The sequence below is a fragment of the Streptomyces sp. NPDC002537 genome (genome assembly GCF_053594975.1).
The window spans coordinates 1-23,173 of record NZ_JBSFWT010000010.1 but is presented as its reverse complement, the minus strand read 5'-3'; the positions used below and the strand labels follow the sequence as shown (position 1 = coordinate 23,173).

At 71.2% G+C, this 23,173-nt stretch carries 21 protein-coding genes and 1 pseudogene; 3 read left to right on the top strand and 19 right to left on the bottom strand.

The window, feature by feature from the left end:
• Positions 1–5: 5 nt before the first annotated feature.
• The 13 genes and pseudogenes from ACWD4A_RS07195 to proS all read right to left on the bottom strand — a co-directional run bounded on the left by ACWD4A_RS07195 (position 6) and on the right by proS (position 9,833).
• Positions 6–314 (bottom strand): DUF2469 domain-containing protein, encoded by a 309-nt coding sequence (locus ACWD4A_RS07195; protein WP_009714730.1) that lies wholly within the window; start codon positions 312–314, stop codon positions 6–8.
• Positions 315–353: 39 nt separating this feature from the next.
• On the bottom strand, positions 354–902 hold the full coding sequence (locus ACWD4A_RS07190) for an NUDIX hydrolase (protein ID WP_451190450.1): 549 nt from the start codon (positions 900–902) through the stop codon (positions 354–356).
• A complete protein-coding gene (gene lepB / locus ACWD4A_RS07185) occupies positions 892–1,671 on the bottom strand; it encodes a signal peptidase I (RefSeq protein WP_451190448.1) in 780 nt (259 codons plus the stop codon). The genes ACWD4A_RS07190 and lepB (ACWD4A_RS07185) overlap by 11 nt, the downstream gene beginning before the upstream one ends.
• Before the next feature lie 83 nt (positions 1,672–1,754).
• The gene (lepB, locus tag ACWD4A_RS07180) at positions 1,755–2,762 is read right to left on the bottom strand and encodes a signal peptidase I (protein WP_451190644.1); all 1,008 of its coding nucleotides are present in this window, start codon (positions 2,760–2,762) and stop codon (positions 1,755–1,757) included.
• A pseudogene (gene lepB / locus ACWD4A_RS07175) lies at positions 2,677–3,744 on the bottom strand (signal peptidase I); the annotation flags it as partial. The pseudogene lepB (ACWD4A_RS07175) and the gene lepB (ACWD4A_RS07180), both read right to left, overlap by 86 nt.
• On the bottom strand, positions 3,737–4,603 hold the full coding sequence (gene lepB, locus ACWD4A_RS07170) for a signal peptidase I (protein WP_451190446.1): 867 nt from the start codon (positions 4,601–4,603) through the stop codon (positions 3,737–3,739). The gene lepB (ACWD4A_RS07170) and the pseudogene lepB (ACWD4A_RS07175), both read right to left, overlap by 8 nt.
• 45 nt (positions 4,604–4,648) lie before the next feature.
• Entirely contained in the window at positions 4,649–4,999 is a 351-nt protein-coding gene (gene rplS, locus ACWD4A_RS07165; RefSeq protein WP_451190444.1) for a 50S ribosomal protein L19, read from the bottom strand.
• Positions 5,000–5,126: 127 nt separating this feature from the next.
• Entirely contained in the window at positions 5,127–5,954 is an 828-nt protein-coding gene (gene trmD / locus ACWD4A_RS07160) for a tRNA (guanosine(37)-N1)-methyltransferase TrmD (RefSeq protein WP_451190442.1), read from the bottom strand.
• On the bottom strand, positions 5,954–6,586 hold the full coding sequence (gene rimM, locus ACWD4A_RS07155; RefSeq protein ID WP_451190440.1) for a ribosome maturation factor RimM: 633 nt from the start codon (positions 6,584–6,586) through the stop codon (positions 5,954–5,956). Before rimM ends, trmD begins: the two co-directional genes overlap by 1 nt.
• Positions 6,587–6,691: 105 nt before the next feature.
• Positions 6,692–6,931 carry an RNA-binding protein gene (locus ACWD4A_RS07150; RefSeq protein WP_020868149.1) on the bottom strand — a complete coding sequence of 80 codons (240 nt, stop codon included), beginning with the start codon at positions 6,929–6,931 and terminating at the stop codon, positions 6,692–6,694.
• Positions 6,932–6,933: 2 nt separating this feature from the next.
• The gene (gene rpsP, locus ACWD4A_RS07145) at positions 6,934–7,374 is read right to left on the bottom strand and encodes a 30S ribosomal protein S16 (RefSeq protein ID WP_451190438.1); all 441 of its coding nucleotides are present in this window, start codon (positions 7,372–7,374) and stop codon (positions 6,934–6,936) included.
• 155 nt (positions 7,375–7,529) lie between these two features.
• Positions 7,530–8,120 carry a hypothetical protein gene (locus ACWD4A_RS07140; RefSeq protein WP_451190436.1) on the bottom strand — a complete coding sequence of 197 codons (591 nt, stop codon included), beginning with the start codon at positions 8,118–8,120 and terminating at the stop codon, positions 7,530–7,532.
• A gap of 297 nt (positions 8,121–8,417) precedes the next feature.
• The gene (proS, locus tag ACWD4A_RS07135) at positions 8,418–9,833 is read right to left on the bottom strand and encodes a proline--tRNA ligase (protein WP_451190434.1); all 1,416 of its coding nucleotides are present in this window, start codon (positions 9,831–9,833) and stop codon (positions 8,418–8,420) included.
• A gap of 285 nt (positions 9,834–10,118) precedes the next feature.
• Here proS and ACWD4A_RS07130 point away from each other — a divergent pair, with 285 nt between their 5' ends.
• A complete protein-coding gene (locus ACWD4A_RS07130) occupies positions 10,119–10,964 on the top strand; it encodes a class I SAM-dependent methyltransferase (RefSeq protein WP_451190431.1) in 846 nt (281 codons plus the stop codon).
• A 181-nt stretch (positions 10,965–11,145) separates the two neighbouring features.
• On the opposite strand, the gene ffh is transcribed toward ACWD4A_RS07130, so the two are convergent.
• From ffh to nsdA, 5 genes are all read right to left on the bottom strand, one after another.
• The gene (gene ffh, locus ACWD4A_RS07125; protein ID WP_451190429.1) at positions 11,146–12,684 is read right to left on the bottom strand and encodes a signal recognition particle protein; all 1,539 of its coding nucleotides are present in this window, start codon (positions 12,682–12,684) and stop codon (positions 11,146–11,148) included.
• 145 nt (positions 12,685–12,829) lie between these two features.
• Positions 12,830–15,247: a [protein-PII] uridylyltransferase gene (locus tag ACWD4A_RS07120; protein ID WP_451190427.1), complete on the bottom strand. Its 2,418-nt coding sequence runs from the start codon at positions 15,245–15,247 to the stop codon at positions 12,830–12,832.
• A gap of 43 nt (positions 15,248–15,290) precedes the next feature.
• Complete coding sequence (locus tag ACWD4A_RS07115; RefSeq protein ID WP_451190425.1) at positions 15,291–15,638, bottom strand: P-II family nitrogen regulator; 348 nt, start codon at positions 15,636–15,638, stop codon at positions 15,291–15,293.
• On the bottom strand, positions 15,635–16,948 hold the full coding sequence (locus tag ACWD4A_RS07110; protein ID WP_451190423.1) for an ammonium transporter: 1,314 nt from the start codon (positions 16,946–16,948) through the stop codon (positions 15,635–15,637). The genes ACWD4A_RS07115 and ACWD4A_RS07110 overlap by 4 nt, the downstream gene beginning before the upstream one ends.
• Before the next feature lie 307 nt (positions 16,949–17,255).
• Positions 17,256–18,764 (bottom strand): transcriptional repressor NsdA, encoded by a 1,509-nt coding sequence (gene nsdA, locus ACWD4A_RS07105; protein WP_451190421.1) that lies wholly within the window; start codon positions 18,762–18,764, stop codon positions 17,256–17,258.
• A 467-nt stretch (positions 18,765–19,231) separates the two neighbouring features.
• On the opposite strand from nsdA, the gene ACWD4A_RS07100 reads away from it, so the two are divergent.
• Positions 19,232–19,903 (top strand): bifunctional DNA primase/polymerase, encoded by a 672-nt coding sequence (locus ACWD4A_RS07100; protein ID WP_451190419.1) that lies wholly within the window; start codon positions 19,232–19,234, stop codon positions 19,901–19,903.
• A gap of 78 nt (positions 19,904–19,981) precedes the next feature.
• On the opposite strand, the gene ftsY is transcribed toward ACWD4A_RS07100, so the two are convergent.
• Entirely contained in the window at positions 19,982–21,226 is a 1,245-nt protein-coding gene (gene ftsY / locus ACWD4A_RS07095) for a signal recognition particle-docking protein FtsY (RefSeq protein ID WP_451190417.1), read from the bottom strand.
• Positions 21,227–21,447: 221 nt separating this feature from the next.
• Here ftsY and ACWD4A_RS07090 point away from each other — a divergent pair, with 221 nt between their 5' ends.
• Positions 21,448–22,920 (top strand): purine-cytosine permease family protein, encoded by a 1,473-nt coding sequence (locus ACWD4A_RS07090; RefSeq protein WP_451190415.1) that lies wholly within the window; start codon positions 21,448–21,450, stop codon positions 22,918–22,920.
• Positions 22,921–23,173 lie beyond the last annotated feature (253 nt).

Genomic DNA, 23,173 nt, shown 5'->3' with positions numbered 1-23,173 from the left:
ACAACTCAGCCACCCGGGAGGTCGAGGTCGCTCTTGTTGAGCTCCTCGATGTTCACGTCCTTGAAGGTGAGCACCCGCACCTGTTTGACGAAGCGAGCGGGCCGGTACATGTCCCACACCCAGGCGTCGGCCATCGAGACCTCGAAGAAGACCTCGCCCTGTACGGAGTGCACCTGCATCTCGTAGTCGTTCGTGAGGTAGAAGCGCCGCTCGGTCTCGATCACGTATTTGAACAGACCGACGACATCGCGGTACTCCCGGTAGAGCTTCAGCTCCATCTCGGTCTCGTACTTCTCGAGGTCCTCGGCGCTCATGGCATGTTCCCCTTCAGCCGTGCGTCCCCCCATTGTGCGTCAGGCCCGCTCCGTCTCCAGGCGTACCGGCGTACTCGGGGGTCCCTCGTCGAGCAGCGTACGCAGCAGCTCGGCGAGCCTGGTCGGATACACCGTCTCACGGGTCGCGAGGAGTTCCCCGCAGGTCCACCAGCGCAGCCCCGTGACGCTGCGCCGCTCCAGATCCGTCTCGCCCCCGGTCCACACCGCGGGCTGCCGGGTGCGGGCCAGGTAGTAGCACTCGTCCTGGTCCCAGCGGCGCCCGTCGAAGGGGAAGGAGCAGTTCCGGCGCCAGAGCACCGGGCCCAGCTCGACGTCCGTGATGCCGGTCTCCTCCGCCAGCTCGCGGCGCGCCGCTTGTTCCCAGCTCTCCTCGCCCTCCAGCCCGCCACCCGGGGTGAACCACCAGGTCGTGGCGGGGTCGTCGGGTTCGAAGCCGTGCAGGAGCAGGACCCGGTCGCGTCCGTCGAGCAGGACGACCCGCGAGGCCCTGCGCGACCCCGTGCCGGGCGGTGTCCCGTCCTCGGGCGCGGGCCCTGTGCCACCGGTGCGCGGTCCCTCAGCCGACACCCGCCGTCACCCCTTTCCCGCCGCCCGGCCGGCCTCCGCCGTTCCGCCCGGCCCCGTTCCGCGGTGCGACGCGGCGCGCCAGCGGCCCGTACGCCGCTCCGCCCAGGATGAGCACCGCCCCGGTGATCACCGAGGCCAGCACCAGGGGCAGCGGGCCGGGGTGCGAGGTGCCGCCCGGCAGCGCGGCGAACGTTCCGGGTCTGTCCATCATCCCCCAGTTGCCCGTCGGCCAGGCGATGGCGTCGACGCGGCCCCTGACCGCGGCCCTGGGCACCGCGCCGTGCGTCGCGTCGGACAAGTGCGAGCGGGAGTCGATCGAGGTGGCGCGGTGGTCGCCGATGAGGAAGAGCTGCCCGTCGGGCACGGTGGTCGAGAAGCCGGTCAGCGAGGTGTAGCCGTTCGCGGCGGTGTACGGCTCGTCGAGCGGCCTGCCGTCGACCGACATCCGGCCGGACCGGTCGCAGCACTCGATCCTGTCGCCGCCGACGCCCACCACGCGCTTGAGCATGGGCACGTCGCCCCATGCCTTGTCCTTGAAGACCACGACGTCCCCGCGCCGCACCTCGTCGCCGTCGATGCGCTGGGCGAGCACCCGGTCGCCGCGGGCGACGGTGGGCTCCATGGAGTCGGTGGGGACCGTGTAGGGCTGGTACAGCAGGGCGCCCCAGACGAATCCCCCGAGGAAGAGCACACAGCCGACGGCCACGGCCAGCCCGGACAGTATCCTGCCCGCGCGGCCGTGGCCGTCGTCGCGTCCCGCTCCGCTCATACCGGCTCCCGCCCCCGTAAAGATCCGATCCCACGCCCTCGTCGGGCATGGGATCGCACCTTACCGGGCGGTACGGAGGTCAGTCAGCCCTTCGTCACGGTCTTCCTGGCGATCCGGCGCCGGCGCCACAGCACCAGCGGCACCGCGCCCGCGAGGCCCAGGGCCGGGGGCGTCGCCGCGGCGGCGGCGTTCAGGCCGGGCTGGTCGAAGGTGCCCGGCACCGGGAGGAAGGACCAGCGGTTGATCGGCCAGGCGACGCTGAAGGCGCGGCCGACGACGTCCTCGGTGGGCACCGTGCCGTTGTAGAGATCCGGGTGGTAGCGGGAGTCCAGGGAGTCCTGGCGGTGGTCGCCCATCACCCAGATGTGATCCTTGGGGATCTTGATCGGCCCGAAGGGCCTGTCGTCGCACGGGGAATTGCCCTGGAAGATGTACGACTTCTCGTCGAGGGCCTTGCCGTTGACCTTCACCGGGCTGCCCTGGCCCTGGCACTCCACGGTGTCGCCGCCGACGGCGATGACCCGCTTGATGAGGTCCTTCTCCTCGGCCGAGGGCATCAGGCCGACGAAGCTCAGGACCTTCTGCACGCCCCGGCCGAAGGGCCCGGAGTTCTGCTGCTGGGTGTCGGGGCCGAGCCAGCTCTGGTCGCCCTTGCCCGGGTCGTGGAAGACCACGACCTCACCGCGCTCGGGCTTGGCACCGAACCACGGCGTCAGCTTGTCCACCAGCACCCGGTCGCCCCGCTGGAGGGTGTTCTGCATCGAGTCGGAGGGGATCGAGAAGGCCTGGACGAGGAAGGTCTTGATGATCAGCGCGAGCACCAGGGCGATGCCGACGAGGATCGGCAGCTCTTTCCAGAAGGATCGTTGCTTCTTCGGCTGCTTCCCGCCCGGCTCCCCGGCACCGTCACCGGGCGTCACGCCGTCGTTCTCCGCATCCGCCGGCCCGTCCGTCGTGTCTCTGGATGCCTGGGCCGACCGGGCCGCCTGGGACGAGGCGGCTTCCTCCGGCGCAGTGCCCCGGGGCGACTCCTCGGTACCCCCGGGTCGTTTCTCGGGCTCTCCGTGACCGGAACGCGCGCCGACCGCCAAGTCCCCCACATCCGCTCCTCTCTCCGCTCTGCCGCCTGTCGTACATACGACGCAGGCCCACCACTCCCATAACGAGCGGGAGTTCCGCAGGGGTCGGGAGCCGGATCAATCCGTCCTGATCCATGAGGGACACACTATTCGGCGAAACGCCCGCCCGCGTCCCCGTACGCGGCGCGTCCCCGACCGATGCGAAGGCGTCCGGTTCGGACAGTCCCCGCCAGTGGCCGAAGGGCCAGGCGATGACGACGGCACGGCCGACCACCAGGCTCTCGGGCACGGTGCCCTGCCCCGGCTCCTCCAAGTGGTAGCGCGAATCAGCCGAATTCGAGCGGTGATCGCCCATGACGAAGATCCGCCCGTGCGGCACGCGCACCGTGAACTCGCGCTCCGACGGCCGGTTGCCCGGGTGGACGTAGGGCTCGTCGAGCGGTGTCCCGTTGACTGTGATTTTGCCGTCCTTGTCGCAGCATTTGACCGTGTCGCCCCCGACACCGATCACCCGCTTGATCAGATCCTGTTCGTTCGCGGACGGAAGAAGACCGATGAAGGTCAGGAACTGCTTCCCCTGCTTGATGCCGACCGCGTCCTCCCCGGCCTTGGCCTCCTCGGGCGGAAGCCATCCCCCGGGGTCCTTGAAGACCACCACGTCGCCACGGCCCGGCTCGGCACCGAACCAGGGCGTCAGCTTGTCCACCAGCACCCGGTCACCGATCCGGATCGTCTGCTCCATCGAACCGGAGGGGATCACAAACGCCTGCACCAGGAACGTCTTCAGCACCAGCGCGATCAGCAGCGCCACCGCTATGAGGATCGGCACCTCCTTGACCGCGGACCTGCGGCGCCGCCGCTTGACCCGCCGCGCCGCCTTCCGCCGCGCGGCGCGTCCCCCCGGGCGCGCCCGCTCACCGGCCGGCGTGTCTCCCGCGTCGGCCCCGTCCGCCGCGTGCGCCCGCGCCCGGTGCGTACGGCCCCGGTTACCCATGCGGCCTCCCGGGCCGTCCCGCCGCTCCCGGCTCCGGTACGCGCGCGAAGGCGTCCGGCCGCTCCAGCGAACCGATCCGGCCGGAGGGCCAGCCGATCCAGTCGGCGCGCCCGACGACCCGGTCCACCGGGACCGTACCGCCGCCCGGCTCCCCCAGGTGGTCGCGTGAGTCGCGGGAATCGCCGCGGTGGTCGCCCATCACCCACAGCTTCCCCTCCGGCACCACGATGTCGAAGGGCACTCGGGAGGGCGCATCACCCGGATAGAGGTACGGCTCGTCGATCGGTTGACCGTTGACCGCGAGCCACCCGCGGGCGTCACAGCAGGTGACCCGGTCACCGCCGATACCCACGACCCGCTTGATGTAGTCGGTCCGCGCCGGGCTCATCAGGCCGACGGACGACGCCCCCTTGCGGATCAGGGCGGTGATCACGTTCTCCGAGGGAGCGTCCTGGACGAACGAACCCCTGCCGTCGAAGACCACCACGTCGCCGCGGCGGGGCTCGTCACCGAAGGCGTACGCGAGCTTGTTGACCAGCACCCGGTCGCCGATCCGGAGCGTGTTCTCCATCGAGCCGCTGGGGATCAGGAAAGGCTGGACGACATAGCTGCTGAGCAGCAGCAGAAAGACCATGCACACGGCGAGCAGCAGCCCGGCCTTGCGCAGGGGACCGCCGCCCTTGAGCCAGTCCCGGGCCCTGGCCGGCCGACCGCGGCCCTCGGACGTGCCCGGCCCTTCCGGAGCCGTCCCCTCCGAGCGCGACTTCCCGGGAAAACGCGAGGAGCGCGACCCCTGCTCCTCCCCCTCTGCGGGTTCTGGAGAGCGGTCGCGCTCCGAAAGCTGTTCGTCGGTGTCCATCGAGCCGAAAGCCTATCCGGCCAGGCGCGGACTCCGGACGGAAGCTCAGTTGTCGCGCTTCTCCTTGATCTTCGCGGCCTTGCCGCGCAGCTCACGGAGGTAGTACAGCTTGGCGCGACGCACGTCACCGCGGGTCACGAGCTCGACCTTCTCGAAGATCGGGCTGTGCACCGGGAAGGTGCGCTCGACGCCGACCGAGAAGGAGACCTTGCGGACCGTGAAGGTCTCGCTGACGCCCGCGCCCTGGCGGCGGATGACGACACCCTTGAACTGCTGGATGCGGGAGCGGTTGCCCTCGATGACGCGAACGTGGACGTTCACGGTGTCACCGGGACGGAAGGCCGGCAGGTCGGTGCGCAGGGACGCGGCGTTGACGTTGTCGAGCAGGGAGGCCATGTTGGTCTGCTTCCTCGCCGATGCCACAGGTCATCAGCGGAATCGAAATGATGCTGGGGGTGGTGCATGTGCCGGGCGGCGTCTTTCCCCCTGTGGCAGGGGCGCGCGCCGGGCGCAAGGCAACGGCTTATTCTTCCACGTCCGGGGCCACTCGCCCAAATCGGCCGTCGGGCCCCGGCCCCCAGCCCAGGATCGAGAGCATCTCGCGGTCCTTCTTGTCGAAGGCCGCCGGGTCGGTGCGCTCGATCAGATCGGGCCGGTTGGCGACCGTGCGCCGGAACGCCTCGTCGCGGCGCCAGCGGGCGATCTTGCCGTGGTGGCCGCTCAGCAGCACCTCGGGGATGCCGCGGCCGCGCCACTCCGGGGGCTTGGTGTAGACGGGGCCCTCGAGGAGGTCGGCCATGGCGCCGGGGGCGAAGGAGTCGTCACGGTGCGACTCGGCGTTGCCCAGCACGCCCGGGAGCAGCCGGGCGACGGCCTCGACCATCACGAGGACGGGCGCCTCGCCGCCGGCGAGCACATAGTCCCCGATGGAGACCTCACGCACGTCGAGCCGGTCGCCGTACTCCTCGATGACGCGCCGGTCGATGCCCTCGTAACGGGCCGGGGTGAAGACCAGCCACGGCTTCTCGGAGAGCTCCACGGCGAGCTGCTGGGTGAAGGGCTTGCCGCTGGGAGTGGGGACGATCAGCGTCGGCCGCTGCCCGCCGTCGGGCGCCTGCTCCCCGGACTCGATGATCGAGTCGAGCGCCTCGCCCCAGGGATCGGGCTTCATCACCATGCCGGGACCACCGCCGTACGGGGTGTCGTCGACGGTGTTGTGCTTGTCGTGCGCCCAGTCGCGCAGGTCGTGGATGCGCACATCCAGCAGGCCGCGCGCACGGGCCTTGCCGACGAGCGAGACGTCCAGCGGCGCCAGGTACTCGGGGAAGATCGTGACGACGTCGAGCCGCATCACACGCCGCCCTTCGCGTCGCCGTCCTTCGGGTCGGCGTCCTTCGCGTCGGCGTCCTGGCCCTCGGCGCCCTCGGCCTCGGTGTCGGCTTCGGCATCGCGGGTGCTCGCGACCTCCGCCTCGTCGGTGTCGATCAGGCCGCGCGGCGGGTCGACGACCGCGCGCTGCGCGTCCAGGTCGATCTCGATCACGATCTCGGAGACGAAGGGGATCATCACCTCGCCGCCGTCGGGCCGCTCCACGATGAACAGGTCCTGCGCCGGGAGGTGTGCGATCTCCGTGATCCGGCCGATCTCGGTGCCGTCGGCGGTGACGACGTCGAGGTCCATCAGCTGGTGGTCGTAGAACTCCTCGGGGTCCTCGGGGGTCTCCTCGGGGTCCACCTCGGCGATCAGGAGGATGTTGCGGAGTGCCTCGGCGCCCGTACGGTCCTTGACACCGGCGAAGCGCAGCAGCAGCCGGCCGCTGTGCACCCGCCCGCTCTCGATGGTCAGCGGGCCCGCTCCGGCGGGGTCCGTGGCCAGCACGGCGCCGGGCCCGAGCCGGAGCTCCGGGTCGTCCGTGCGCACCTCAACGGTGACCTCACCCTTGATCCCATGGGCGCGGCCGATCCTGCCGACTACCAGCTGCATGCGGTTCCTTCTCTGCTTCTCCGTACGAACGCGACGAGCCGAACGCGACAAGGGCCGGGAAGGGCACTAAGCCCCTCCCGGCCCGTGCCGGTGCTCAATCGCTTCTCAGCGGACCTGATCCACGTCGACGAGGTCGACGCGGATACCACGGCCGCCGATGGCGCCCACGACGGTGCGCAGTGCGCGAGCGGTGCGGCCGTTGCGGCCGATCACCTTGCCGAGGTCATCGGGGTGGACCCGGACCTCCAGCACTCGCCCGCGCCGCAGGTTGCGCGACGCGACCTGCACCTCGTCGGGGTTGTCGACGATGCCCTTCACGAGGTGCTCAAGGGCCTCCTCGAGCATCCTCAGGCCTCGGTCGACTCAGCGGACTCGGCCGCGGCGGCCTCGTCCTTCTTCTCCGACTTCTTGGCCTTCGGGGTGATGGCCTCACCCTTCGCGGCGCCGGCCTCGAGGCCCTTGGTGAACTCGTCGAACGCGCGACGCTTGTCCTCCTTGGTCGCGGGGAGGAGCATCGGCGCAGGGGCCGGCAGGCCCTTGAACTTCTGCCAGTCACCGGTGACCTTGAGGATGGCCATCACGGGCTCGGTCGGCTGCGCGCCGACACCCAGCCAGTACTGGACACGCTCGGAGTCGACCTCGATGCGCGAGGGGTTCTGCACCGGGTGGTACAGACCGATCTCCTCGATGGCCCGGCCGTCACGGCGGGTACGGGAGTCGGCGATGACGATGCGGTAGTGAGGCGAACGGATCTTGCCCAGACGCTTCAGCTTGATCTTGACTGCCACTGGAGTGGTGTCTCCTGGTCTTGACGTGGTTGGGCACAACGGGATGCCACGTGGGGTTGCGGTACTCGGGTGCCCGATGGACGCGTCAGCCGGAGGAGAGAGGGGTCCTGTTCGACTGTCGAGTACAGCGTCCCATTGTGCCACACCCCTCCAGGTCAGCCGACCGGTACCGGCTCGGGGATGCGGAAGGGCTGACCGCATCCGCCGCACATGATCGGCGCCTGCGCAAGCACAGAAGGGACGACACGGACATTGCGCCCGCAATCACACACGGCCTTGACGCGCACCCCGCCGCCGGACGAGCCGTGCCGCGCCGCGGGACCCCGGAAGGTCCGCGAGGTGTCGGCGGTGGTGGCGACCGTGTGCGCCTTCAGCGCGCGCTGGAGTCTGTCGATGGTGGGGCGGTAGCGCTTGCGCGCCTCCGGGTTGAGCACGACCAAGGAGAAGCCGCTGCTGGGATGCGGCTCGTCACCGTGGTCGAGACCCAGCTCCTCGGCGATCGCCAGGAACCGGCGATTGTGGTAGCGGCCCGCACGTGACGTGTCACGGACACCGCGGGCGGCCGCGATGCCGTGCACTGCCTCGTGCAGCAGCCGTTCGAAGGAGAGCTCGGCGCCGCAGGCGGACGACGATTCCCCGATCAACGATTCGGGCGCGGCTAGATCCGGCAGCTCGGGGTGGTACCGCTGAATATCGGCCCACGCCTGCGCCAGCTCTGCGGCGAGAACAGGTGGTGTCGTGCTCACGTCGTGACAACGAGCAAGCGCGGCCCGGTGTTCCGATACCGGGCCATCCCAAATAATTTGCACGTACCAGTCAGTTTCACGCTCATGCGTCCCGACGAGGGCGGGTGCGCAGATCTGTGGAGAACCCGCGCACCCGTTCGCAACATGGGACGTACTGACTCGCGAGTAAGCGCGCATCGGGGGGCGTGCGCCCCCGCGCACCCCAGAACGCCGACAGGCGCCCGTGGCGGTCGGACATCGACCGCCACGGGCGCCTGCGGAGGCGCGCACCTGCTGCGGGCGCGCGCCATGGCGTCATCAGTACGCGCGGGCCACGATCGCGAGCGCGCCCGGAGTGTCATCCGCGTCCGGCACCGAACCGTCCTCGGCGACCAGGCACCGTACGGTCACGGCCTGCTCGGCGAGCTTGGCCTCGCCCTCGGGGCCGAGGTCCGCCCACGGGATCCGCGCCCAGCCGCCGGCGATGGCGGCCTCGGCGGCCTCGCCGATGGTCGCCACGTCGGACGTCAGGGACTCGCGGCGCTCGCGGGACTGGGTCAGCAGCAGCTCCTGGTCCTCCTCCAGGACCTTCGGCAGCAGCGCGACCAGCTCGTCGAGGCGGACCGGAGCCTTGCCGCCGGGGATCCGGCGGGCCAGCATCGCGGTGCCGTTCTCCAGGTCGCGCGGGCCGACCTCGATCCGCACCGGAACGCCCTTGAGCTCCCAGTCCACGGCACGGCGGCCGAAGGGGGTGTCGGTACGGTCGTCGACCTGCACCCGGATACCGGCGGCCTTCAGCTGGTCGCCGATCTCACGGACCTTGGCGATCACCGCGTCGTCGCCCTTGATCGCCAGGACGACGGCCTGGACGGAGGCGAGGCGCGGCGGCACCCGGAGGCCGCTGTCGTCGCCGTGCGACATGATCAGACCGCCGACCATGCGGGTCGAGACGCCCCAGGAGGTCTGCCAGACCATCTCCTGCTGCCCGTCCTTGGACAGGTAGGAGGTGTTGAACGCCTTCGCGAAGTTCTGCCCGAGCTCGTGGCTGGTGCCCAGCTGCAGGGCCTTGCCGTCGCGCATCATGCCCTCGAGCGTGAGGGTGTTGATGGCACCCGCGAAGCGCTCCTTGGGCGTCTTGCGGCCGAGCACGACGTCGATGCCGAGCACGTTGACCATGAAGTCGTAGTAGACGTCGCGGTGGATGCGGGCCGCGTAGTCGCGGGCGTCCTCGTACGTGGCGTGGGCGGTGTGGCCCTCCTGCCAGAGGAACTCGCTCGTGCGCAGGAAGACGCGCGGGCGCATCTCCCAACGGACCACGTTCGCCCACTGGTTGATCAGCAGGGGCAGGTCGCGGTAGCTCTGGACCCACTTGGAGAAGTACTCGTTGATGATCGTCTCGGAGGTGGGCCGGACGACGACCGGCTCCTCGAGCTCCTTGCCGCCGCCGTGCGTGACGACCGCGAGCTCGGGCGCGAAGCCCTCGACGTGCTCCGCCTCCCGCGTCAGGTACGACTGCGGGATGAAGAGCGGGAAGTACGCGTTGGAGGCGCCCGCGTCCTTGATGCGCGCGTCCATCTCCTGCTGCATGCGCTCCCAGAGCCCATACCCGTACGGGCGGATGACCATGGTGCCGCGCACCGGGCCGTTGTCGGCCAGCTCGGCCTTGTTGATCAAGTCCTGGTACCAGCGCGGGAAGTCTTCCGCCTGGGGAGTGAGAATGGGAGCCTTTGCCATGGTGCGAATGGTACGGGGCGGATCCACCAGAGCGTGAATCCCCTCCTCGCACCCTCCCCTCCCCCTCCTTGTCCGGCTCCCTTCCGGCGGCCGCCCGCCCGTGCGAGAGCGCCCGGCACATGCCATCGTGGGCGGACGGGGAACGTTCACGCGCCGCCCCCTGGACTCGGGGACGGAAGCGGAGTTCTCTGGCATACGGGGGTGCTTCACAGCAGCGCGCACAGCAGCACATCGGGGGGCCGGTTCGGGCACGCACACGTCTCTCGGCGGATTGGGGCGCTTTCGATGACACCAACGCTCGTGCGGCGGCACCGGCCGTCCGCTGTGTCGCCCGGCTCCCGGGCCCGCGACTGGGCGGAGATCCAGGAACGGATGCTGGTGCCGCTCTACGAAGCGGTGTACCAACGGCTGGAGGTCGGCCCCGACACCCGGCTGCTCAGCCTGGGTTGCGGCTCCGGGCTGGCCCTGCTGATGGCGTCCGCCCGCGGGGCCTGGGTGTGCGGCGTCGACTCCGACGGCCGACGGCTGGAGCTGGCCCGCGAACGTCTGCTGCCCGAGGGCGACCGGCCCGCCACCGGCCGCCGCACGCGCCTGGGGCACGGCGGCCCCGAGTCCGTCACCGAACCCGGCGGCCCGGCGTTCAACCTCGTCACGGCCTTCGACCCGCTGTACTCGCTGTACTCGGCGGGCGGCGGCGCCCACCACCTGACGGGCGCGCTCTCCCGGGCGGCCGACTGCGCCGAGTACGGGGCGCCCGTCGTGCTGGCCGGCTGGGGCCCGCAGGAGCGCTGCGCCGCGTCGGGGGCGCTTCGAGTCGCGGCCCGGCTCGCGGATCCCATGTGCGCGCCCTCCCGCTGGCGCCCCAGCGGCCGCGACGACCTGGAGGACCTCGCCCGCGGCGCCGGACTGCGGCCGGACGGCTCGGGCCGGGTGGCCTGCCCGTACGGCTACGCGGACATGGGCAGCGCGCTGCGGGGGATGCTGTCGACCGGCGCGTTCGACGCGGCGGTCGCGGCGACGGACGAGGAGCAGGTGACGAAGGAGCTGGCCGAGGCGCTCCATCCTTATCTGCGGCGGGACGGGACGGTGTGGATGCCGAATGTCTTCCGGTACCTCATAGCCCGGGTGTAGCCGTCGGGTGCCCTCTGTCCGGACCGCCCTGTTTCGGCTGTCCCGCCGTTTTCGCCTGCGGCGAGAGCGGCCTGCGGCCGCGTCCTCAATCTCCCCCAGCTACCGCTGGGAGGTGCCCCCAGGACGGGCTGAATTTCGCGAACTGTAACCCGCGGATCAGCCCGTCCGGCTTGAGGACGCCTCAGCCCATGAACTTCTTGAACTCATCCGGGAGTTCGAACTTCTCGGCCGCGGGGGGCGCGGCCGGGAGGCCCAGCGCCGCCTGCTCGCGGCGCTCGGCCGCGGCCTGCTCCTCCGCCTTGCGCTTCATGGGGTTGCCGCTCTGCCGCTTGCCCTTGCCCTGCTTGACCTGCTTCTTCTTGCGGGCCGCGCCGCCCCCCATGCCCGGCATCCCGGGCATACCCGGCATGCCGCCGCCCTGTGCCATGCGGGACATCATCTTGCGGGCCTCGAAGAAGCGCTCGACCAAGTTCTTGACCGCGCTGACGTCCACGCCCGAACCCTTGGCGATGCGGGCCCGGCGCGAGCCGTTGATGATCGTCGGGTCCTGGCGCTCCGCCGGGGTCATCGACTTGATGATCGCGGCCGTGCGGTCGACATCGCGCTCGTCGAGGTTGTTGATCTGGTCCTTGATCTGACCCATGCCGGGGAGCATGCCGAGCAGCTTGCTGATGCTGCCCATCTTCCTGACCTGTTCCATCTGGGACAGGAAGTCGTCGAGCGTGAACTCCTTCGGCCCCTTCGCCAGCTTGGCCGCCATCTTCTCGGCCTCGTCCTGGCTGAAGGTCTGCTCGGCCTTCTCGATCAGGGTGAGCATGTCGCCCATGTCGAGGATGCGGGACGCCATGCGGTCCGGGTGGAACGCGTCGAAGTCGTCGAGCTTCTCGCCGTTGGAGGCGAACATGATCTGCTTGCCGGTCACATGCGCGACCGACAGGGCGGCACCACCGCGGGCGTCACCGTCGAGCTTGGAAAGCACCACGCCGTCGAAGCCGACGCCGTCGCGGAACGCCTCGGCCGTGTTGACCGCGTCCTGACCGATCATGGCGTCGACGACGAACAGCACCTCGTCGGGCTGCACCGCGTCGCGGATGTCGGCGGCCTGCTGCATCAGCTCGGCGTCGATGCCGAGGCGGCCGGCGGTGTCCACGATCACGATGTCGTGGACCTTGGACTTCGCGAACTCGATCGAGTCCTTGGCGACCTGGACCGGGTCGCCGACACCGTTGCCCGGCTCCGGCGCGTAGACGGCGACGCCCGCGCGCTCGGCGACGACGCTCAGCTGGTTGACGGCGTTGGGGCGCTGGAGGTCACAGGCGACGAGCAGCGGGGAGTGCCCCTGGCTCTTGAGCCACAGACCGAGCTTTCCGGCGAGCGTGGTCTTACCCGCACCCTGGAGACCGGCGAGCATGATGACCGTCGGGCCGGTCTTCGCGAACCGGAGGCGGCGGGTCTCACCACCGAGGATGCCGACGAGCTCGTCGTTGACGATCTTGATGATCTGCTGGGCGGGGTTGAGGGCCCGGGAGACCTCTTCGCCGCCGGCCCGCTCCTTGACCTGCTTGATGAAGGCCCGGACGACCGGCAGCGCCACGTCCGCCTCGAGCAGGGCGATACGGATCTCACGGGCGGTGGCGTCGATGTCCGCCTCGGAGAGCCTCCCCTTGCCGCGGAGGTTCTTGAAAGTCGCTGAGAGGCGATCGGAGAGGGTATCGAACACGGCGCTCGTAGGTCCTCGGAGTCGGGGGCGGGAACAGTCGCCCTCCAGGGTATCCGGCCCTGTCCACTGGGCGACCTCGCCTGCCGGATAAGCCGGATAAGAGGGGTCCGGGCAGGGGGCGCTAAGGGGGGCTTCGGTGGCCCCGTCACCTCAGCGCCTCTTCCACCCCCTTCGCCACGGCCGCCGCTTCCTTCTCCGACAGCGGCACCCCTTCCGCTCCCGTCACATAGAACGCGTCCACCACGTTCGCCCCCAACGTGCTCACGTGCGCGCTCCGTACCCATACCCCCGCGGCCTCCAGCGCCCGGCCGATGCGGTGCAGCAGGCCGGGGACGTCCTGGGCGCGCACCTCCAGGACGGTCGCGCCCCGCGAGCCCGCCTCCGCCACGGTGACGCGCGCCGGGGCGTGCGCGCCCCGGCGGCGCCGGGTGTACGCGGCCTCCCGCTCCGCCAGCCGACCGGCCAGGTCCAGGGAACCCTCCAAGGCCCGCGCCAGGTCGTTCCGCAGCCGTGCGGCATCCGGCAGGGAGCCGAACTCCGCGGCCACCCGCCAGCGCAGCAGCAGCGCGCCGTCGACCGTCCGCAGGTCCGCGGCGCGGACGGTCATCCGGTGCAGGGCGAGGACACCCGCGGTGGCGGGCAGCACCCCGGGCTGGTCGGGGACGGCGATGGCGAGTTCGGCACCGACCGCCGCCGTCGCGTGCCCGGACTCGTCGCCCTCCGGCCGCAGGTGGAGTACCGGCACCGGCCCCCCGGTGCGCAGCGCCTCCGCCACGAGCCGCTCGTGCTCCGCGTCGAGCGGCTCCGGTTCCGCGCGGTCCGTCGTGCCGCCGCCCGCGAGCGCGGCGGCGGCGCGGCGGACCAGATCGGCCACCAGTGACGCGCGCCAGGCGCTCCAGGCCGCCGGGCCCGTGGCGCGCGCGTCCGCCTCGGTGAGCGCGTGCAGCAGTTCCAGGGTGTCCGTACGCGCGACCGCCTCCGTGACCGTGCGGACGGTCGCCGGGTCGCCGAGGTCGCGCCGGGTGGCGGTCTCGACGAGCAGCAGGTGGTGGCGCACGAGCACGGCGAGCGTCCCGACGTCGGCCGGGCCGAAGCCGAGCCGGGCGGCGACGTCCCGGGCGAGGGCCTCCCCCACCGCGGAGTGGTCGCCGGGACGGCCCTTGCCGATGTCGTGCAGCAGGGCGGCGACGAGGAGCAGGTCGGGGCGGCCGACGTCCCGCGCGAGCGCGGAGGCCTGCACGGCCGTCTCGATCAGGTGGCGGTCGACGGTCCAGCGGTGCACAGGGTTGCGCTGCGGGCGGCAGCGCACGTGCTCCCACTCGGGCAACAGCCGCGAAACGATCCCTTCCGCTTCCAGTGCCTCCCAGACCTCGACGGTGGGCGCGCCCGCGCCGAGCAGGGTGACCAGCGCTTCGCGCGCCTCGTCCGGCCAGGGCACCGGCAGCGGGCCCGCGGCGGCGGCCAGCCGCCGTACGGCGTGCGGCGACAGGGGCAGCCCGGCCCGCGCCGCGGCGGCCGCGGCGCGCAGCGGCAGGACGGGGTCGTGCTCGGGCCGCGCGGTGCGGGCGAGCACCGCCTCGCCGTCCTGCTCCACGACGCCTTCCGCCAGCGGTACCCGCTCCGGTTCGACGAACCCTCCCCGGCCGCCGAACCCGCCGATTATCCGGCGCAGCCGCGGCCGTCCGGAGCGGGCGCGCAGCACGCGGCCGACCTCGCGCCAGGTCACGTCGGCGGCGTAGGAGACGGTGCGGGCGGCCTCGTACACCTCGCGCAGCAGCGCGTCGGCGTCGGGGCGGCCGACCGCGGTGGCGACCTGGTCCTGTTCCTGGAGGGCCAGCCGGTCGGTGGCCCGGCCGGTGGCCAGGTGCAGGGCGTCACGGGTGTCGAGGAGCAGGGCGCGGGCGCTCTCCAGGCCCTCGCGGGGCGCGTCGGCGAGCCAGGAGGCGGCGACGGCGCGCAGGGCGGTGGCGTCCCGGAGACCGCCGCGCGCCTCCTTGAGGTCGGGTTCGAGGAGGAAGCGCAACTCGCCCTGGCGCCTGGCCCGTTCCTCGCCCAGCTCGCGCAGCTCCGGCAGCCGGGCCGGGGCCTGGGCGCGCCAGTCCTCGTAGGCGGTCGCGCGCAGCACGGTGGTGAGGGCGGGGTCGCCCGCGAGGTGGCGGGCGTCGAGGAGGCCCAGGTGGACCTTGAGGTCGGCGGCCGCGGTGCGGCGCGCCTCCGCCGGGGTGCGCACGGAGTGGTCGAGCGCGAGGCCCATGTCCCAGACGGGGTACCAGACACGGTCGGCGACCGCGGCGATCTTCGTCATGTCCGCCGAACCGTCGTGCAGCAGGAGGACGTCGAGATCGCTGCGCGGTGAGAGCTCGCCGCGGCCGTAGCCGCCGACGGCCACGAGTGCCACGCCGTGCGTCTCGCCCAGCAGGGAGCCGAGCCACTGGTCGGTGAGCCGGGCGAGCGCGGCGCGACGCGGCGGACCGGACGGCGCCCCCTGGCGCAGGAGGCGCAGCCGGGCCGCCGCGTAGCCACTGGGCTCCGGGCCGGTCGTCGTGGTGCCGGTGTCCGTCAACTCGGGGCTCCTCGGCGGTGCTTGCCCCGGGGCGGGGCCGGTCTCAGAGGGCGTCCGGACCACGTTCACCGGTCCGGACGCGGACGACGTCCTCGACGGGGACGACCCAGACCTTGCCGTCGCCGATCTTGCCCGCGTCCCCGGAGCGCGCGGCCTTGACGATGACGTCGACCACGTCGTCGGTGTCATGGTCCTCGGTGAGGATCTCTATGCGGATCTTGGGGACGAGGTCGACGGTGTACTCGGCGCCGCGGTAGACCTCGGTATGGCCCCGCTGGCGGCCGGAGCCGTTGGCCTCGCTGACGGTCATGCCGCGGACGCCGAAGGTCCGTAGCGCGGTCTTGATCTCGTCGACCATATGGGGTTTGACGACCGCGGTGATGAGCTTCATGCGTCCACCTTCTTGTGCTGTGCCGTGCCGGTGTCCGGCGTCCTGCCGGATTCCGCGTGCTCGGCGTCCGGGGTGTGCGCCACGGCCCGGGTGGCCGTGGAGACGCCGCCGACCGCGCTGAAGTCGTACGCGGTCTCGGCGTGGAACGCCTGGTCGATGCCGCCGAGTTCGTCGTCCTCGGAGGCGCGGAAGCCGATCGTCTTGTCGACGGCCTTGGCGAGGAGCCAGGAGACCGTGAAGGAGTACGCCAGCACGGCGAACGCCCCGGTGGCCTGTCGTCCGAGCTGGGTCAGCCCGCCGATGCCGTCGGTGGCGAGGAGGCCGACGAGCAGGGTGCCGATGATGCCGCCGACGAGGTGGACGCCGACCACGTCGAGCGAGTCGTCGAAGCCGAGCCGGAACTTGAGGGCGACCGCCCAGGAGCAGACGGCGCCCGCGACGACGCCGATGAGGAGCGCGCCGAAGGCGTTGACCGCGGCACCGGAGGGGGTGATCGCGACGAGGCCGGCGACGGCGCCGGAGGCGGCGCCGAGGGTGGTGAACGCGCCGTGCCGGATGCGCTCGTAGGCGAGCCAGCCGATCATGGCGGCGCCGGTGGCGACCTGGGTGTTGAGGGCCATGTTGGCCGCGGTGCCGTTGGCGGCGAGCGCCGAGCCCGCGTTGAAGCCGAACCAGCCGAACCACAGCAGCCCCGCGCCGAGCATCACCAGCGGCAGGCTGTGCGGGCGCATGGGGTCCTTCTTGAAGCCGATGCGCTTGCCGACGACGAGGACGGCGGCCAGCGCGCCGATGCCCGCGTTGATGTGGACGGCGGTGCCGCCCGCGAAGTCGATCACCTTGAGCTTGAAGAGCCAGCCCCCGGGCTGCCAGACCCAGTGGGCGACGGGGAAGTAGACGACCGTCACCCAGAGGGTGATGAACAGGGCCCAGGCGCTGAACTTGACCCGGTCGGCGAGGGCGCCGCTCATCAGGGCGGGGGTGATGACGGCGAACATCAGCTGGAAGAGGGCGAAGGCGAAGACCGGGATGCCTTCCTTGCCGCCGGTCAGGGTCTCGGGGCTGATGCCCTTGAGGCCGATGTGGTCGAAATTGCCGAGCAGTCCGGCGCCGAGGTCGTCGCCGAAGGCCAGCGAGTAGCCGTAGAGCACCCACAGCACGGTGACGATGCCGAGCGAGATGAACGACATCATCAGCATGTTGAGCGCGCTCTTGACCCGCACCATGCCGCCGTAGAAGAAGGCCAGGCCCGGTGTCATCAGCATCACGAGCGCGGCACTGATCAATACGAATGCGGTATCTGCGCCATTCACGATCGACGTCTCCTCGAAAGCGGCGGCCCGGACGGGAGGGTTCTCAGCGGGCCGGGTTTCGCCATGAGGTTGACGCAGCGCGGTTTCAGCCGGTGTGGCTGGTTGTTTCACCGGGGTGACGATGGCGTCGCAGGTGTTACACCCCGATGAACCGCCGGAAACGGCTGACAACATTCCGTCACTCTGCGGCAATCCCTCCCCGGGCTGCTCGGACCGACCGCGGCGACCGCCCGGTGTGACCTGGCGTGGGGGAGCCGAGTCGGGCTGTACGGGTTGGCCGCCGCGGCCGGGGTCGAGGGCCGGAGGGTCAGACCGCCTGCACGGCTTCCGCCGACTCCGGCAGGTGGATGCCGAGTTGCTCGGTGAGCGCGACGACCTCCTGCACCTGGCCGAAGTCGCGGACGGCGGTGCCCACGGTCTTGCGCAGCCGGTTGTTGACCCGCTCCGAGCGCACCTGTTTGGCGATCTTGAGCGCCTTGCCGGCCATGACGGTGGCCCGCTCGGGCTCGCGCTGCATCAGGTGCACGGTGGCCATGCCGATCAGGTTGAGTGCATACGACCGGTGGTGGTCGTTGTCCTGCTCGAAGAGCTCGACCGCCCGCTCCATCTTGGGCCGGGCGAGCGAGGCGTAGGTGGGGCTGCGACCGGCGACATAGGCGAGGTCGCGATAGGAGTGGGCGTTCTCCGCGTTGAGTTCGGCTTCGGAGAAGAAGCGGATCCAGTCGGGGTCGTCGTCACCGGCACCGCAGTCGGCGAAGCAGTCCTCCGCCATGTTCACGGCGCGCTTGCACTTGGCGGGCTGGCCCATGTTGGCATAGGCGCGGGCCTCCACCGCGTACAGCATGGCCTGGGTGCGGGGGGTGGCCGACTCCCGCGAGCCGTACTGCCCGAGGTGGACCAGCTCCAGGGCGTCGTCGGGCCGGTCGAGGTGGATCATCTGGCGGCCCATGCTGGAGAGGATGTACGACCCGAGGGGCCGGTCACCCGCCTCCTTGGCGGCGTGCAGGGCCAGGACGAAGTACTTCTGCGCCGTGGGGTGCAGGCCGATGTCGTAGCTCATCCAGCCCGCCAGCTGGGCGAGTTCGGCGGCGGCCTTGAACAGTCGCTTGGAGGTGGCTTCCGGCTGGGGCTCCTGGAGCAGGTCGGTGACCTCGTGGAGCTGGCCGACCACGGCCTTGCGGCGGAGCCCGCCGCCGCACTGGGCGTCCCACTGCCGGAACATCACGGTCGTGGACTCCAGCAGGTCGAGCTCGGGCCCGGAGAGCCTGGACGCGCGCGGGGAGCGGTCCTGACCGGTGACGGAGGTGTCCCGGCCAGCGGGCCCGGGGGCCAGCCAGCGCTGCATCGGCTCGATCAGCGACGGGCCCGCCGAGAGAGCGAGCGAGGCGCCGAGGAACCCGCGCCGCGCCAGCATCAGGTCGCTGCGCGAGAACTCGCTGATCAACTCGACGGTCTGCGGGCCCGCCCAGGGCAGATCGACACCGGAGACGGACGGCGACTGGTGCGCGGCCCGCAGGCCGATGTCCTCGATGCCGACGACACAGCCGAACCGCTCCGAGAACAGCTCGGAGAGGATCTTGGGAATGGGCTCGCGCGGCTGCTCGCCGTCGAGCCAGCGGCGCACCCGGGAGGTGTCCGTACTGATGTGATGGGCACCCAACTGCCGTGCCCTGCGGTTGACCTGCCGCGCCAGCTCGCCCTTGGACCAGCCGCTGCGCAGGAACCAGGAGCCCAGCTGCTCGTTCGGGCGCTTCTCGGCCCGGTCGGCCCGCTCAGCCTTCTCGGCACCTTCGGTACCGCTGCCGTTGCCGCCCACCTGGACGCCCCCATCCCGCACCCTGCTCGGTGCGTGAACCGCGAATGGGCCGCCGCCCGTTGCGGCTGCCGCTGTCCGACGATGCTCCACCCCGGCCAACAGGTGGCGCGGCCGGGCGGCGATAACGGGCCATGCCTCCGGCATCTGCCTGCCGGCGGGTGCATCTCCGAGGTCCGTGCACCGAAAGTAATCCTACGATCACCGGTCACGCGAGAGCAGTCCAGTAAACGCCACCATTCGCCACCCCAAGGAATGAACTCAACCGCACCTCTACGCGATTGACTTGACACATGCCGATCAGGGGCGGGGTGGATCGAAGCGCGCCACAGCGCGCACCGGAAGACGCGCTCCCGGTCGCGCACCGCCACGCCGCCGCATGGAGGGCTTCGGCGACCGTCCGTGTCCGAGACACTCCGAGTCGTCACCAGAGTCGTAACCATCGGCGAGCACGACCCGTTGGAGGGGGCATGGGCTTCACAATCGGCGGCATCCGGGACCTGCGCTCGGGCTCTCGGCGCCGCGGACGCGCGTCCGAGACCGTGACGACGGTGGCGGAGTACACCGGTCTGTGGGGGTGGGACGTGGTCCCGGGCGCCCGCGCCTCCCGCAGCGGGCGCGTGGCCTGCTCCTGCGGCCTCGCCGGCTGTCAGGCCCCCGGCGCCCACCCGCTCTCCTTCGCGCCGCCCGTCCCCGCGGGAGCCACGCTGGACGCGGCGGCGGCCGCCTGGGCCGAGGTCCCGGGTGCCGCCGTGCTGCTGCCCGTGGGCCGCTCGTTCGACGTCCTGGAGGTCGCGGAGACGGCCGGGCGGTACGCGCTCGCCCGGCTGGAGCGGATGGGGCTGCCGCTCGGCCCGGTGGCGCTCACGCCGCACGGGCGGGCCCTCTTCTTCGTCGCGCCCGGCGCCGCCGCCGAACTGCCGCAGCTCCTCTACCGCATGGGCTGGGACGACGCCCGGCTCGACCTGCGCTGCCTCGGTCCGGGCGACCACATCACCGCGCCGCCCTCCGACTTCGCGGGCCTCGGTCCGATGCGCTGGCTGCGGCCGCCGGCCCTGGACACGGCGGGCCGGCCGCCGCAGGCGCGGCTGCTGCTGGGCACGCTGGCGTATGTGTGCCACCGCGCGCCGCTGTGCCGTTGATCTCTCCCCCACCGCGAGATGTGTCAGGGCCCCGCAGCCGATCCGGCTGCGGGGCCCTGACACGTTCCATGGGGATTCTCAGTCGCCGATCAGGGCGTCCACGAATGCCCCGGGTTCGAACGGGGCGAGGTCGTCCGCGCCCTCGCCCAGGCCGACCAGCTTCACCGGGACGCCCAGCTCGCGCTGAACGGCGATGACGATGCCGCCCTTGGCGGTGCCGTCCAGCTTGGTGAGGACGATGCCGGTGATGTCCACGACCTCGGCGAACACCCGCGCCTGCACCAGGCCGTTCTGCCCGGTGGTGGCGTCCAGGACGAGCAGCACCTCGTCGACCGAGCCGTGCTTCTCGACGACGCGCTTGACCTTGCCGAGCTCGTCCATGAGCCCGGTCTTGGTGTGCAGCCGCCCGGCGGTGTCGATGAGGACGACGTCCGCGTTCTCGGCGATGCCCTCCTTGACCGCGTCGAAGGCGACCGACGCCGGGTCGCCGCCCTCGGGTCCGCGGACGGTGCGGGCGCCGACGCGCTCGCCCCAGGTCTGGAGCTGGTCGGCGGCGGCGGCGCGGAAGGTGTCGGCCGCGCCCAGGACCACGGACCTGCCGTCCGCGACGAGCACGCGCGCGAGCTTGCCGGTGGTGGTGGTCTTGCCGACGCCGTTGACGCCGACGACCAGCACGACGCCGGGCTTCTCCTCGCCGTTCGTCCCCACACCGGGCTCGGTGTGGACGACGCGGTCGGTGTCGGCGCCGATGAGCGAGATCAGCTCCTCGCGGAGCAGGGCACGCAGCTCGTCGGGGGTGCGGGTGCCGAGCACCTTCACCCGCTCGCGGAGGCGCTCCACGAGCTCCTGCGTGGGCGCGACGCCGACGTCGGCGGTGAGCAGGGTGTCCTCGATCTCCTCCCAGGTGTCCTCGTCGAGGTGCTCACGGGAGAGCAGGGTCAGCAGGCCCTTGCCCAGGGAGTTCTGCGACCGGGAGAGCCGGGAGCGCAGCCGGACGAGCCGCCCGGCGGTGGGCTCCGGGACCTCGACCTCGGGCTCGGCGGGCGCCTCGGGCTCCGCGGGGGCCTCCGGCTCGGCCGCCGGCTCCTCGGCCACGGGGGCCTCGGTCGCGGGCAGGGCGACTTCTTCGACGGTCCGGCGGGGCTCCGGACGCGGCTTCTCCGCCTCCTCGCCTACGTGGGGCTCGGCGGGCGGCGCGGTAACGGACGGGCTGCTCGGCGGGGCCGGGGGCAGCTGCTTCTTCTTACGGCTGCTGACCACGAGCCCGCTGATCGCGCCGAGCGCGACCACAGCGATGACTACAGCAAGGATGACGATTTCCATAACGTCCCCAGTATCGGACACCCGACCGCCTTCGCGCCGCCGCGTCGATGACCTGTGGATTCGTACGAAGTAACGAGGACCAAAGCCACTATCTGGCCAAAGTTGGAGCAAAGTACGATGGCGTACGGCTGTGTGACGCGCGTAGAGTCCGCAGCGTCTCTTTCTGCCCCGGCCCTTCTGCTGTGGCTTTTGCCCCGCTTCACCCGCACGGAGCCCCCCACATGGACAACGTCGTCCCCGCCGAGTCCGACGGCGCGATAGAAACCCGCGGCATCGAGCCCGTACCGGACAACGAGCGGCACGGTCGCGTCCGGGAGCTGTTCCCCACCTGGGTCGCCGCCAACATCAGTGTGCTGCTGCTCACCATGGGCGCGGCCCTGGTCGTCTTCAACCAGCTGAACTTCTGGCAGGTGCTGATCGTCGCCGGGTGCGCCGCGCTCGCGTCGTTCGGCATGGTCGGCGTGCTGTCGGTCTCCGGCAAGTGGGGCGGTGCCCCGGGCGCGATGCTCTCCCGCGCGACCTTCGGCGTCCGCGGCAACCTCTTCCCGGGCGCGATCCTCTGGGTCGCCCGCTTCGGCTGGGAGACGATCAACGCGGTCACCGGCGCCTACGCCGTACTGACCGTCCTGGACCTGCTCTTCGGCATCAAGAGCAACACCTTCCTGATCGTCGTCACGCTCTTCGTGTTCGTCGCCAGCACCTTCCTGGTGAGCGGCATGGGCCGCAAGGCGCTGAACGTCTGCAACAAGTGGTCGACGTATCTCTTCGGCGTCTTCTCCGTGCTGGTGCTCGGCTACCTGATCGTCCACATGGACTGGAGCGAGGTCTTCTCCAAGCCCGCGGGCTCCACCGCGATGCTGATCACCGGCATCGGCACGATCGCCGCCGGCGGCATCAGCTGGGTGCCCACCGGCCCCGACTTCGCGCGCTACCTGCCGCACAAGGCGTCCGGCAAGAAGATCGTCGGCGCGACGGTCTCCGGTGCCGGTCTGGTCATGGTCCCGATGGTGCTGATGGGCGCGGTCATGGCCGTCGCGACCCCCGACCTGGCCAAGGCGCCGGACCCGGTCTCCTTCCTCGGCGACATCCTGCCGACCTGGCTGGCCGTGCCGTACCTGGTCACCGCGATCGTGGGCATGCTGCTGATCAACAGCCTGTCGATGTACTCCGCCGGCTTCACCGCCCAGACGATGGGCGTCAAGCTGCCGCGCGCGATGGCTGTCAGCATCAACGCCATGATCTCCCTGGTCGGCGGTCTGCTGCTGATGCTGGTCGCGAAGAGCTTCCTGAGCTCCTTCATCACCTTCCTGATCCTGCTCGCGGTCTCCTTCTCCGCCTGGATCGGCGTCTACGCCGTCGACATGGCCCGCCGCAAGTCCCGTGCCGTGCGCTACGACGCGGACGCCCTGATGGACACCGGCCGCACCAGCCGCTACTGGTACGTGGGCGGCTTCTGCTGGCAGGCGATGACCGCCTGGGCGGTCGCGCTGATCGGCGGCATCTGCTTCACCAAGTGCGACTGGTTCGCGGGTCCGCTGTCCGGCACGTTCATCGGTGAGTACGGGCTGGGCTGGGCGGCCACGATTGCCATCTCGGCGCTGATGATGCTGGTGCTGCCGACGCCTCAGGAGACCGGTGCGGCGCCGGAGGCGCCGGTTGCTCGCGAGGGTGAGCGCGAGAAGGTCTCCGCGTAGTCGCTTGCGCTCGGCTCGACCCCGACGTCCCCTTCCGCCGTCCACGGCGGGAGGGGACGTTTTCGTGTGCCTCATGCCCGTACGGGCCGTTCGCGCCCCTGCGTCGGGCCTGTTCCCCGGCCCCGCCCCCTCCCGAACTGGGGCTCCGCCCCAGACCCCGAAGCACGCTTCGCGCGCTGTCCTCAATCGCCGGACGGGCTGGATTGCCCGCAGGTTACGGACTACGGCCGACACATCCAGCCCGTCCGGCGAT

Excerpts from the sequence above, each read along its gene's own strand:
- ACWD4A_RS07195 (WP_009714730.1), bottom strand. The coding sequence starts at position 314 with ATGAGCGCCGAGGACCTCGAGAAGTACGAGACCGAGATGGAGCTGAAG.
- lepB (WP_451190448.1), bottom strand. The coding sequence starts at position 1,671 with ATGAGCGGAGCGGGACGCGACGACGGCCACGGCCGCGCGGGCAGGATA.
- lepB (WP_451190446.1), bottom strand. The coding sequence starts at position 4,603 with ATGGACACCGACGAACAGCTTTCGGAGCGCGACCGCTCTCCAGAACCC.
- rplS (WP_451190444.1), bottom strand. The coding sequence starts at position 4,999 with ATGGCCTCCCTGCTCGACAACGTCAACGCCGCGTCCCTGCGCACCGAC.
- trmD (WP_451190442.1), bottom strand. The coding sequence starts at position 5,954 with ATGCGGCTCGACGTCGTCACGATCTTCCCCGAGTACCTGGCGCCGCTG.
- rimM (WP_451190440.1), bottom strand. The coding sequence starts at position 6,586 with ATGCAGCTGGTAGTCGGCAGGATCGGCCGCGCCCATGGGATCAAGGGT.
- ACWD4A_RS07150 (WP_020868149.1), bottom strand. The coding sequence starts at position 6,931 with ATGCTCGAGGAGGCCCTTGAGCACCTCGTGAAGGGCATCGTCGACAAC.
- proS (WP_451190434.1), bottom strand. The coding sequence starts at position 9,833 with ATGGCAAAGGCTCCCATTCTCACTCCCCAGGCGGAAGACTTCCCGCGC.
- ACWD4A_RS07130 (WP_451190431.1), top strand. The coding sequence starts at position 10,119 with ATGACACCAACGCTCGTGCGGCGGCACCGGCCGTCCGCTGTGTCGCCC.
- ACWD4A_RS07115 (WP_451190425.1), bottom strand. The coding sequence starts at position 15,638 with ATGAAGCTCATCACCGCGGTCGTCAAACCCCATATGGTCGACGAGATC.
- ACWD4A_RS07100 (WP_451190419.1), top strand. The coding sequence starts at position 19,232 with ATGGGCTTCACAATCGGCGGCATCCGGGACCTGCGCTCGGGCTCTCGG.
- ftsY (WP_451190417.1), bottom strand. The coding sequence starts at position 21,226 with ATGGAAATCGTCATCCTTGCTGTAGTCATCGCTGTGGTCGCGCTCGGC.
- ACWD4A_RS07090 (WP_451190415.1), top strand. The coding sequence starts at position 21,448 with ATGGACAACGTCGTCCCCGCCGAGTCCGACGGCGCGATAGAAACCCGC.